The 10855-nt window shown below is 40.0% G+C and carries 13 protein-coding genes; 3 read left to right on the top strand and 10 right to left on the bottom strand.

Annotated elements, in window-relative coordinates; all coding sequences use genetic code 11:
• Positions 1 to 260: 260 nt before the first annotated feature.
• Complete coding sequence (locus AC3WLU_RS23410; protein ID WP_048677931.1) at positions 261 to 497, bottom strand: hypothetical protein; 237 nt, start codon at positions 495 to 497, stop codon at positions 261 to 263.
• Between the two features lie 132 nt (positions 498 to 629).
• Here AC3WLU_RS23410 and pdaB point away from each other — a divergent pair, with 132 nt between their 5' ends.
• Positions 630 to 1382, top strand: a complete 753-nt coding sequence (gene pdaB / locus AC3WLU_RS23405) for a polysaccharide deacetylase family sporulation protein PdaB (RefSeq protein ID WP_034304945.1) — start codon at positions 630 to 632, stop codon at positions 1380 to 1382.
• Positions 1383 to 1475: 93 nt separating this feature from the next.
• Here pdaB and AC3WLU_RS23400 read toward each other — a convergent pair whose 3' ends face one another.
• Positions 1476 to 2156 carry a KinB-signaling pathway activation protein gene (locus tag AC3WLU_RS23400; protein ID WP_492598001.1) on the bottom strand — a complete coding sequence of 227 codons (681 nt, stop codon included), beginning with the start codon at positions 2154 to 2156 and terminating at the stop codon, positions 1476 to 1478.
• 137 nt (positions 2157 to 2293) lie between these two features.
• On the opposite strand from AC3WLU_RS23400, the gene gerD reads away from it, so the two are divergent.
• A complete protein-coding gene (gene gerD / locus AC3WLU_RS23395) occupies positions 2294 to 2854 on the top strand; it encodes a spore germination lipoprotein GerD (protein ID WP_034304948.1) in 561 nt (186 codons plus the stop codon).
• Positions 2855 to 2899: 45 nt separating this feature from the next.
• On the opposite strand, the gene AC3WLU_RS23390 is transcribed toward gerD, so the two are convergent.
• The 5 genes from AC3WLU_RS23390 to AC3WLU_RS23370 all read right to left on the bottom strand — a co-directional run bounded on the left by AC3WLU_RS23390 (position 2900) and on the right by AC3WLU_RS23370 (position 7245).
• On the bottom strand, positions 2900 to 3958 hold the full coding sequence (locus AC3WLU_RS23390) for an Mrp/NBP35 family ATP-binding protein (RefSeq protein ID WP_034304949.1): 1059 nt from the start codon (positions 3956 to 3958) through the stop codon (positions 2900 to 2902).
• A 139-nt stretch (positions 3959 to 4097) separates the two neighbouring features.
• Positions 4098 to 4814: an N-acetylmuramoyl-L-alanine amidase CwlD gene (gene cwlD, locus AC3WLU_RS23385; protein ID WP_034304950.1), complete on the bottom strand. Its 717-nt coding sequence runs from the start codon at positions 4812 to 4814 to the stop codon at positions 4098 to 4100.
• Between the two features lie 82 nt (positions 4815 to 4896).
• Positions 4897 to 5322: a DUF2521 family protein gene (locus AC3WLU_RS23380; RefSeq protein ID WP_034304952.1), complete on the bottom strand. Its 426-nt coding sequence runs from the start codon at positions 5320 to 5322 to the stop codon at positions 4897 to 4899.
• Positions 5323 to 5871: 549 nt separating this feature from the next.
• Positions 5872 to 6402 (bottom strand): ECF transporter S component, encoded by a 531-nt coding sequence (locus AC3WLU_RS23375; RefSeq protein WP_492598000.1) that lies wholly within the window; start codon positions 6400 to 6402, stop codon positions 5872 to 5874.
• A 294-nt stretch (positions 6403 to 6696) separates the two neighbouring features.
• A complete protein-coding gene (locus AC3WLU_RS23370) occupies positions 6697 to 7245 on the bottom strand; it encodes a TetR/AcrR family transcriptional regulator (RefSeq protein WP_411739340.1) in 549 nt (182 codons plus the stop codon).
• A 169-nt stretch (positions 7246 to 7414) separates the two neighbouring features.
• Between AC3WLU_RS23370 and AC3WLU_RS23365 the strand changes: the two genes are divergently transcribed.
• Positions 7415 to 8863 (top strand): DHA2 family efflux MFS transporter permease subunit, encoded by a 1449-nt coding sequence (locus AC3WLU_RS23365; RefSeq protein WP_492597999.1) that lies wholly within the window; start codon positions 7415 to 7417, stop codon positions 8861 to 8863.
• Between the two features lie 125 nt (positions 8864 to 8988).
• Here the strand turns inward: AC3WLU_RS23365 and rpsI are convergent, their stop codons facing one another.
• The 3 genes from rpsI to truA all read right to left on the bottom strand — a co-directional run bounded on the left by rpsI (position 8989) and on the right by truA (position 10847).
• A complete protein-coding gene (rpsI, locus tag AC3WLU_RS23360) occupies positions 8989 to 9381 on the bottom strand; it encodes a 30S ribosomal protein S9 (protein ID WP_057915234.1) in 393 nt (130 codons plus the stop codon).
• Between the two features lie 20 nt (positions 9382 to 9401).
• Positions 9402 to 9839, bottom strand: coding sequence for a 50S ribosomal protein L13 (gene rplM / locus AC3WLU_RS23355; RefSeq protein WP_034304960.1), 438 nt, complete (start codon positions 9837 to 9839; stop codon positions 9402 to 9404).
• A gap of 267 nt (positions 9840 to 10106) precedes the next feature.
• The gene (gene truA / locus AC3WLU_RS23350; protein WP_034304963.1) at positions 10107 to 10847 is read right to left on the bottom strand and encodes a tRNA pseudouridine(38-40) synthase TruA; all 741 of its coding nucleotides are present in this window, start codon (positions 10845 to 10847) and stop codon (positions 10107 to 10109) included.
• Between the last annotated feature and the right edge of the window lie 8 nt (positions 10848 to 10855).

The following is a 10855-nucleotide window of genomic DNA, read 5'->3' as shown; positions in this document are numbered from 1 at the left end:
TTGCTTTTTTGATAGTGTGTGCTCACTTAAAATTTAACGTTGGCGCTTTGTTTTGTTCAGTTTTCAAAGAGCAATTTGTTCGCCGTCTCTCTTAGCGACTTTAATATCTTAACATCTTATTACCACTTCGTCAATAACTTTTTTTAAAAAAGTTTTTATCATTCTTTTTCAAATGCTTTGACGTTGCAGCAACTTTTATAATATACCAGCGTATAAATCAATAGTCAATAGGTTTTTTGAATTTAATTCACTTTTAACTTTCATGACTGATTCCACTTGGATAAATTCGATTTCCCCTTCATATACATTAGGATTTCCTCCTCGGTGCTCACCCTTTTAAACAGCCTGAAAAGGATGTTATATTTCTCGTTTATTGCCCTTTTGACTATGTGATCGATTCTGTCATCCTGCAAATCGAATAGTATTTCATCCATCTCTCTTTTTAAAAGGTACTCCAATTCCATTTTTTCTTTGTCATTGATCAATAAACCGAGCATGGTTCACACCTCCATCAGACATCTTTCCCCATTCCCATCAATTTTATGAATTTTCAACCCGTTTTTTTGCATAACAATAATCCTCGCGCATAAATTTGAAGACAAGAGTACTTTGGACAAGGGGATGGATTAATGAAATTTTTCATGGTGCTTCAAGCCAAGAACATCAAGTATTATTCGTTAATTTTGCTTACCGCACTTTTTACCGCTTGGTTTCTTTTTGTACAAAACATTCTTCATGCCCCCGTTTTTTCAACGGAAGATGGGCCGAAAGCGGTTTATAAAGGGGAAAAGAATGTTGCGATCACGTTCAATATTGGCTGGGGTGATGAGAAAGCCGCTCCGATAATAGAGACATTAAAAAGAGAAAAGATTAAATCGGCCACCTTTTTCCTTTCGGGATCCTGGGCAGAACGCCACCCTGACATAGTAGCTGAAATTGTGAAAGAAGGATATGAAATCGGCATGCTTGGTTACGATTATAAGGATTATACCGAAATGGAAGATCAAGAAATCATCCGGGATATTTCTAAAGCCCAGGAAGCATTTAAAAAACTTAATGTAAAGAATATAGAACTTTTGCGCGCTCCCACCGGCCACTTTGATAAACGACTCTTGAAGATCAGTGAGAAATTCGGATATACCGTTGTCCATTGGAGCATCGATTCGAAGGATTGGACCAATCCAGGTGTGGATCGGATCATACAGAACATCACCAAGGCCCAAAAAGGTGATATCATTTTATTACATGCTTCAGACTCAGCAAAACAAACGAATAAAGCATTACCGGAGTTATTAAGTGAACTTCGATCAAAAAATTTAAACTTCGTTAACGTTTCAGAGATGATTTCCAATTCCTCGGCAAGCAGTGAGGAAGTCCGCTAACTTAAAAAACTGCGTACTAATGGTCTCCCTGAACCTTTAGTGCGCAGTTTTTCTGTTTTGACTTCTTTATGTAAGGTCCGGCCTACATATTGGTCAGCTGCCTTTACCTAATTGACTGGCTTTCATCTTTCCCTTTGCTGGAGTTTGCTTACGCTCTCTTCTATCGGCCAATTCCTTTTGTGAAATTTCAATCAATTTGCCAAGGACCAATAATTGATAAGCATTGCAGACTAGCAATGGAAACAGCATGAAGTAAAGCCAGCCTTCATCATTGGTTTTCAGGACAGGTACCCACTCCAATACCGTGACCACGACCATGAAAAACAAGGCCGGTATGAAGGACTGTTTATTCGTTTGTTTCATTTTGAAATAAGCTGTAATAAGCCCTGCGGCCAATACAACCAATGCTAACACGATATACGAACTGATTCCCTCGCCTGAACCAAAGCTAAGATATCGCAGGTAAACAAGATCGAATACAACAAAAAGAATGAGTACAAGTTGAACGGCATTCCATAAGGAAGCGCTTTTAAATATCCCCAGACCAAAACGATGTATTGTTAAATAGGCAAAAAAGCCGGCTTGGCTTATGACACTGAAAATTAATCCAACACCGAATAACCAAATAAAAGTTGATAGGATGGCACTGACTTCAAAAGAAGAAAAATAAGGCTTAAACTCACTCCATCGAGCCAAGAACCCTACAACTCCGCCAGTTACGCCACCTATAAGCAATGTTGTTAAAAACAATTTAACTAAATTACGGCTGTTCATTGTTTTCCTCCATACATTTCTATTTCATATCCTTAATTGTACCAACCAAATTTGGAAAAATCCACTTATTCCACCAAGGAATAATATCGCCGATTGGAACCATATTAACAGTAAGAAGGATGAAAGGGGCCCTGCGTATGAGAGTGGGAGTTGCTTTGCTTTTCACGTCATTCTTACTCGTTTGTTCCGGTTGTGCTCAAAATGGGGCAGGCGGAGAAAAAATGGAGTACGAAGAGACAAAGAAAATGGTCGTCGATATCTTGAAGACAGATGATGGAAAAAAGGCCATCCAGGATATCATTACTGATGATAAAACGAAAGCTGAACTCATTATGGATTCGGATGCCATTAAGAAATCCATTGAAGATATGGTCACTTCAGATAAAGGGAAGGAATTTTGGAAAAAGACATTCAATGATCCTGAATTTGCTTCCGCTTATGCTAAAGCATTAGAAGACGAACATAAAAAGGTATTGAAGGACTTAACTGCTGATCCTCAGTATCGTGGAATGCTCATGGAAATAATGAAAGAACCGGATATGGAAAAAGAAATGAATAAATTATTAAAAACCAAGGAAATGCGATCGGTCTATAAAGAGCTGATCATCGAGACCATGGAAAGTCCTCTCGTCCAAGCGAAAATGCAAGAGAAATTGGATAAAGCAGCCACAAAGGCGGCCGAGAAGGAGAAAAAGTAAAAAGAATGAAAAAAGGCTGATTCCCAATCGGAATCAGCCTTCTTTTTATTGCAGTTTTTCAATGACCTTTTTAGCAATATCTTCGTAAATCCTGCCAAGCCTATGGTCCGCTGCGTAAATGGATGGAGCAAAGTCCTCTTCGTTCCAATCTGGCTGTTGCAGGGGAAGTTGACCTAAAACTTCTGTACGAAGCTCTTCTGCAAGCTTCTTTCCGCCGCCTTTTCCGAATACATATTCCTTTTCACCGGTCGTTTTACTTTCGAAAAATGACATATTCTCTATGACACCAATGACTTCGTGTTCTGTCTTGATGGCCATGGCACCAGCTCTTGCAGCAACGAAGGCTGCAGTCGGATGCGGTGTCGTAACAATGATTTCTTTACATGAAGGGAGCATCGTATGCACGTCCAATGCAACATCGCCTGTACCCGGCGGTAAGTCAAGGACCAAATAGTCCAAATCTCCCCATTCCACTTCATTAAAGAAACTGTTAAGCATTTTACCCAGCATCGGCCCTCTCCAGATGATCGGCGCGTTATCCTCTACAAAAAAGCCCATTGAGATAACTTGAACGCCAAACCGTTCTACAGGAATGATTTTTTCCCCGCGAACAACCGGTCGTTTTGTTATCCCCATCATATCAGGTACGCTGAACCCGTAAATATCGGCATCAACCAGTCCGACCTTTTTGCCTAGACGAGCAAGTGAAGTGGCAAAATTCACTGAGATCGTAGATTTTCCCACTCCGCCTTTACCACTGGCGATCGCGATGAATTGAGTCTTACTGTTAGGTCCAAGCAAACCTTGGTCCGCCTCACCCTGGGGAATGCTTTCACGATGCTTGGCTAATTCCTCTTCTGAAAGTTCCGTGAAACGGATGCCTACCGATTCTGCTCCGTTCGTTTTCAGCAAGTCCACAACTTCGGATTGCATTTGCATTTGCTCGGCAGTCCCCGTTTTCGCAATCGCAAGTTTAACGCTTACATGATTCTTTTCAGGTTTTATTTTGATTTCTATAATTCCATTTGTCTCTTCAAGGTTTTTATGTAGAAAAGGGTCTTTAAGATCCTTTAATAAATTCAGTACTTTCTCTTCTGTTAACAAGTCGAGCACCCCTTTGAATTTTATTTTCCCATTTTTCAGTATAACATATTACCGAAAGAAAACTTATTATCTGCCTTGTATGCTGGGCCAGATTATTTCCCCATGATAAAAAGGCCTTGTACCTTACAAGACCCCGACATCACTCGTCATCCGATAGTTTTTCTTCTGTGAAGTACCGTAAAATCCCCATATAAATTGAACTGGCAATCTTTTCCTGGTATTTATCGCTGATAAGGCGTTCCCTTTCCTCAGAATTGGAAAGAAAGCCAATTTCCACAAGCGCTCCTGGTTTCTTAGCATAATTCATCAAATACACATGATTGATCGTTCTTGCATCACGCTTTGTATTTTCCAGGTTTCTGATGATTTCAGTCTGAATGAATTTAGCCACCTGTTCATTTTCCTCAAACCTGCTTGTATAAAAGGTTTGGGCACCTTTCGATGACGCCGATGGAAAAGAGTTCAGATGAATGCTTAAGAATAAGTCCGCTTCCGAATCATTGATCATTTTTACCCGATTCCGTAAGTCCTCCTGTTTTCGCTGGCGGATCCCCTTTGTATTACCCTGTGCCAGATCCTCATCCTTCTCACGGGTCATGATGACAAGTGCACCTTGTTCCTGCAAATAGTCCCTGACCTTTAATGAAACGGAAAGGGCAATTTCCTTTTCCATTATCTCTTGTACATTTGCTCCGCCGTCCATTCCCCCGTGACCTGCATCCAGAATGATGACCTTCCCTGCCAACGGAAGGTTCCAGGAGTCCCAAGAATCATCTTCTACGAATTTAAAAGTCACAATTAAAAAAAGGACAAACAATCCCATTGCGATTCCTGTATATTTCAGCTTTCTGCGCATGACCGTTCCCCTTCCATGATCTCTATACTAAAAAGTATGGGACAAACCATGGAATTAGAACAAGGAATGGGATTTTGCCTTCTTAATGCAGTTTCATTTTATATCGTTTCTCTCCAGTCTTAAAACCGTCCAACCACCAATCCCCTACAAATCCTTCACAACAATAAAACAATCCTTCATCGAAAGCGTTATTCGCTGTAACTTCCCGCCAATACAAAATAAAGTTAAAAAGAGTATCGACCAAAAACTTCTCTTCCTTCCAGCACCTGGACCTTACATCATCTTCCGACTCCCCATAATAGCCAAACTTACTATAGTTCGCTCCTAATAAATAAGCTTCGATGGCAACATCGAAGTAGCCTTCCTCCAAAACATCCATCAAATCCTGTCCAAAGTAACGCTGAATCCTCCCCTTCATATCCTCGATAGAAAGTTCCCTGAGCAACCTGCGTTCGAACTTCAATTGCCTTTCCCTTTGCATCTCCTGTAAACCTAATATCACAGCCATAATTCACCTCCGGGGCAATTCCCCATTTCCCAAAATTATTTCCCAAGACATAATTTAGTTTTAGCGTTCTATTTTGAACCATTCATTTATTCCATTGGCAAAAAATAATGAGGATAGGTTCAACAGGTAATTGAAATGCCTTCATATGCTATCTTCCATAAGAAGCTTAAAAGGACAGCCCAAACATTTCGGATGATATTTACTCGCAGAAAAAATTGATACTATCACCCGTAACCCGTTAATTTAGGATGCTACCCGAGGCGGACCTTGCGACTTGGGCAGCTCACTGCGCATGCCTTACAGTGATCACACCTGATTATTCATGTCGTGTTCTTCCTTAAATTCAAGCAAGCTTTGTGATCTATCGATAAAAAGGACATCCGTGGTAAACGGATGTCCTTTTCTAACATGATATTACTTTTTATAATAGCGAATTTATTTAAATACATACCTACTTAGCAGGATGAACTGCCAGAGGTTCATAAAGCATATTATATCCAGTCGCCGGTACTACACAAAGTTTGAATGGCTTCCTATATTCATTTCACTTTATATCTGTCCAGCCCTCTTCTTTAATCGGCCAGCTAGAGGCACGACGATTATTCCGGCTATTACGACCTGCATTACGTTTCCGGGGATGGAGCCGAATGGCTGGATCCAGTTACCGTAAAGGATAACTTCAGTAAAATAATAGCCCACGATTTTTATGATCAATGCAACGGAAACGGCCAAAGTGTATACAAGTTCTCTTTTGCCCGGTACCTTTTCAGATATAAGGCCGGCTAGAAAGCCCATTGCTCCGACGATGACGAATGTAAACGGTGCCCATGCTGCCCAACCAGAGAATAAATCGAAGAAGGCCATACCGAAGGCGCCTGCTATCGCCCCTGTTTTTTTGCCATATACCAAGGCTGCTATAAAAAGGGGAACGTTGCCCAAATGGACCAGGCCGCCGTTACCCATTATTGGGAGCTTGATGTTGATGAACATTGTCGCTACAAGGGTTAACGCAATGAATAGTGCATTGATGACCAAGGCTTGTGTTTTAGTTGTTTCAATCGGTGAGTATGTTGAATTCATATGAAGTCCTCTTTCTTTTTTTAAGTATTATCATACTCCTAAACAGAGACTTAATAAATATCGATTTTACAAATAATTCTGTATTCCACAAATAAACTCATGTGTAAACAAATGGGACCTACCATCCCCAATATCCGAAGCACCCTCCCCACGGCGTTAAATCGCTTTGTGGCTGGAGGCTGGGAAGGATTTATATCATGACGCAGAAGGGTTCATGGAGCGTGATGTGGGTCATATTATCCCGGTCATTAAAAGGACTTAATGAAATTCGAATTCATTCTAACGGATTAAGAATCATTGCACTCTGTACATTAAATAAATTTGATTGGCAATATAATCCGAACTAAAATGAAGCCCCTTTCTTAACCACCATATTATAATGCCTACCAATGAGGCCGTTTTAATGTCAATATCAACATAATCAGCAGGTAAATCCTTCTTGGTATTCTTCCTTCTTATTTCTACTAATTGTTTTAATAATGAAAACAATTGTTCTTCAAACTGATTCGTTTTAAATAAAATAAGTAAATAATTTCGATGGATATATAAATAATCAAGCAATTGTGTAAGCTGTTGTTTTTCCGATAAGTCTTTTGCATGTATTAAAGCAAAAATTTTCTCAGATAGCTCATTCAGAATCTCATCGGTGATTTGCGTTAATAAATCATGAATATCCTGATAATGCAGGTAAAAAGTTGTCCGATTCAGCCCTGCTTTGGCTGCGATTTCCCGGACCGTTAAATTCGAAATAATGGGGTCCTCGCATAAGAGAGCAATGACAGCGTCTTTAAACATTTCCCTTGAGCGAATTGTACGAGGATCTTCTTTTTTAGGTATGGACATTTTAATCTCCTTTATAGATTTTCTTTAACTTTCTCAACAGCATATATTTCTATGTCGATTAGTGAACATTTTCAAGAAAACTGTTCATGGTAAGTAACATATATTTTTGTTACCATCGATTTTATCGACACGGTGTTGAGAATGCAAGTCAAAAATGAAGGGGTTTACGATGGACATTACTGAAAGAAATAAAAAAGTTTTATTAATTGTACTGATTGCCGGCTGTTTTTTATCAACATTAAATCAGACTTTATTAAATGTTGCATTGAGTGGATTAATGGAAGTATTTGATGTAACGCCTGCAACTGTACAATGGTTATCTACAGGGTTTATGCTAGTGAACGGTGTTTTAGTGCCAATCACTGCCTTTTTAATGCAACGGTTTACAACAAGGCAGCTTTTTATTAGCTCGATGTTCTTTTTGTTCATCGGTTCTGTACTTTGCGCATGTGCGGGGAATTTTGGCGTGCTGTTAACGGGCAGAATGATTCAAGCAATCGGTGCCGGGATTATTATACCTCTAATGATGACGGTTATTTTATATTTATATCCTAGCGAAAAGCGCGGAAGCATCATGGGGACAATCGGCTTTGCGATAATTTTTGCCCCGGCCATAGGCCCGACCTTATCTGGTTTTATCATGGAATATGTTTCATGGAGATGGCTATTCATTGGGTTAATCCCATTCTTACTAATCGTCATCGTTCTAGCGTTCAAATATTTAGTGAATGTTGCAGAGACAACAAAAGCAAAATTGGATATCACAAGTGTCATTTTATCAACGATTGGTTTCGGCTGTATATTATTTGGATTTAGTAGCGCAGGAAGCAAGGGATGGGATGATCCGGTTGTCATCACTGCAATAATCGTCGGAATGATCGTGTCGACTCTATTCTGTTTACGTCAAATGAAATCGAGCGATCCACTATTAAATTTAACTGTATTCAAGTATAAAGTTTTCACACTTACATCCTTCATCAATGCACTAATTACGATGATCATGTATGCGGATTTAATCCTTTTACCAATCTACTTGCAAAATGGACGAGGTTTTACAGCATTTGAAGCAGGTTTACTGCTATTACCCGGAGCTGTGATTAATGCCTTCTTATCCCCTGTCACAGGTAAAATGTTTGATAAATACGGTGCTAAACCTCTCTTTATTACAGGTTTGGTATTCATCATTGTTGCGATGTGGGGAGTCATAGATATAAGCGAATCAACGACGTATATCTATATCATGATTCGTACCATAATATTACGAATTGGTTTGAGCTTCATTACCATGCCATTAAATACAGCAGGGTTGAATGCTTTACCAAGAGAATTGGGTTCCCATGGTTCAGCTATAAATAATACCATTCGCCAATTGTCAGGTGCCATCGGAACAGCAGTTATCATCACAGTATATACAATGCAGGCAACATCACACGCCACTGAGCTATCAATGGAAAATGAAAACATTACAGCTATACGACTAGAGGCATTAGCTTCCATCCTTGGCTCAAGTGATGCCTATGTTTTCATGCTAGCCTTATCTTTTGTGGCATTAATAATTACATGCTTCATGCCGAAAAAAGCCAGAATCAAAAAAAGTGAAGGTGAATCTCAAAACTAAGATTGTTAACTGAAATATTTAAAATAAAGCATATCCGGGAGATCACGGATATGCTTTATTAATATTTCGGTCAAAAAAAGACCCCCAACCAATATGGTTGAGAGCCTTTCGAAACGGTAATAGAATTAACGTTTTGAGAACTGAGGTGCACGACGTGCGCCTTTAAGACCGTATTTTTTACGTTCTTTCATACGCGGGTCACGAGTTAGTAAACCAGCAGTTTTAAGAGATGGACGGTATTCTGGATCAACTTGTAGCAATGCACGAGCGATACCGTGACGGATTGCTCCAGCTTGACCAGTATATCCACCACCGCTAACGTTTACTAGAATGTCGTAATTTCCAGTAGTTTCTGTTGCAACTAGTGGTTGGTTAACAACTTCACGTAATGCTGCAAAAGGAATATATTCATTGATGTCACGACCGTTAATAACGATGCGACCTTCGCCTGGTACTAAACGTACACGAGCTACTGAGCTCTTACGGCGACCAGTACCATAATATTGAACTTGTGCCAAGATAGTAACCTCCTTAGTAATTATCCGCGTAATTCGTATACTTCTGGTTGTTGAGCAGCGTGTGGGTGCTCAGCTCCAGCGTATACGTGTAATTTTTTGTAGATTTGACGACCAAGAGAATTCTTTGGAAGCATACCTTTGATAGCAAGTTCAAGCATTCTCTCAGGGTAGTTTGTACGCATTTCAAGAGCAGTTCTAGTTTTAAGGCCGCCTGGATGCATAGTGTGACGGTAATAAATTTTGTCAGTCAATTTTTTACCAGTCAAATGGATTTTTTCAACATTGATAAGAATTACATGATCACCAGTGTCAATGTTCGGTGTAAAAGTTGGTTTATGTTTACCACGTAAGATGGATGCTACTTCAGTAGAAAGGCGACCCAAAGTTTTGCCTTCAGCGTCAATCACATACCATTTACGTTCTACTTCATTAGCTTTCGCCATAAATGTCGTACGCATGGTTAACCTCCTAAAAAACTTTTTAATTTTTTATATTTATTTTCAATCACAATAAACTTCCGGGGCTTATCGTGGGATTAAAATACATACCATATTATATTAACTTCTCCCATATTCATTGTCAAGGGAATGTTACACTAGGATAAGTTGTCTATAAAACCCTTTCTGCAACTCCAGGAAAAGGTCAGTATCGCATCAAACCGCTCCATTACTGAGTTCATCTCGTTTTCCAGTTGTAAAAAAACTGGTATCACTTCGAAAATAATTTTATTTGTAAAATACTTTCCATAAATATAGGCCTTGGGCTGGTGCTGTTTTCCCTGCAAAGCTGCGGTCCTTCTTGTCCAAAATCCCGCTCATATCATGGGGTGACATCTTGCCGCTGCCGACATCCAGGAGCGTCCCAACCAAGATACGCACCATATTATATAAAAAGCCTTCGCCAACGAAGCGGAAAACCAGGAAATCATCGCTCTCTTCAAAATCCATTTCTTTTATGGTTCGAACTTTATCGACCACTTCCGTTTTTGCCGAACAAAAACTTGTAAAGTCATGTGTCCCTATCAAATAGGAGATTGCTTCCCTCATCGCCTCCACATTTAAAGGGTATGGATAATGATAGGCGTAATTCCGCTTAAACGGATCCCGCAGTTTCGAACGGGCTACGATATAACGGTACTCTTTCCCAGTAGTATGGAACCTCGCATGAAAATCGTCAGGCACGATATCGACCTCCAGAGCGATGATATCGGTCGGGAGAAGCGCGCTGAACGCCTTTATCCAATTTTCAGTAGGGAATGTAAGTGGAGACTCAAAGTGAAGTACCTGCCCCTTTGCATGGACCCCTGAGTCTGTCCTGCCTGAAGCAGTCACTTTTATAATTGTGCCTTTATGCATTTGGGCCAAGACTGCCTCGAATTCACTTTGTATGGTGCGTTTCTCAGGCTGCACCTGATAGCCAGCAAAATCCGTGCCGTCATAAGCGATCACACATTTATATTTTGGCATAGTTCTCT

Source organism: Peribacillus sp. FW305-BF15 (assembly GCF_058783805.1).
Note: the sequence above shows the minus strand (reverse complement) of the source record. Positions and strands in the feature narration are given on the sequence as shown.

Bases quoted from the DNA above. Each gene is read 5' to 3' on its own strand.
- AC3WLU_RS23410 (WP_048677931.1), bottom strand. From the start codon at position 497: ATGCTCGGTTTATTGATCAATGACAAAGAAAAAATGGAATTGGAGTAC.
- pdaB (WP_034304945.1), top strand. From the start codon at position 630: ATGAAATTTTTCATGGTGCTTCAAGCCAAGAACATCAAGTATTATTCG.
- AC3WLU_RS23400 (WP_492598001.1), bottom strand. From the start codon at position 2,156: ATGAACAGCCGTAATTTAGTTAAATTGTTTTTAACAACATTGCTTATA.
- gerD (WP_034304948.1), top strand. From the start codon at position 2,294: ATGAGAGTGGGAGTTGCTTTGCTTTTCACGTCATTCTTACTCGTTTGT.
- cwlD (WP_034304950.1), bottom strand. From the start codon at position 4,814: ATGCGCAGAAAGCTGAAATATACAGGAATCGCAATGGGATTGTTTGTC.
- AC3WLU_RS23380 (WP_034304952.1), bottom strand. From the start codon at position 5,322: ATGGCTGTGATATTAGGTTTACAGGAGATGCAAAGGGAAAGGCAATTG.
- AC3WLU_RS23375 (WP_492598000.1), bottom strand. From the start codon at position 6,402: ATGAATTCAACATACTCACCGATTGAAACAACTAAAACACAAGCCTTG.
- AC3WLU_RS23370 (WP_411739340.1), bottom strand. From the start codon at position 7,245: ATGTCCATACCTAAAAAAGAAGATCCTCGTACAATTCGCTCAAGGGAA.
- AC3WLU_RS23365 (WP_492597999.1), top strand. From the start codon at position 7,415: ATGGACATTACTGAAAGAAATAAAAAAGTTTTATTAATTGTACTGATT.
- rplM (WP_034304960.1), bottom strand. From the start codon at position 9,839: ATGCGTACGACATTTATGGCGAAAGCTAATGAAGTAGAACGTAAATGG.
- truA (WP_034304963.1), bottom strand. From the start codon at position 10,847: ATGCCAAAATATAAATGTGTGATCGCTTATGACGGCACGGATTTTGCT.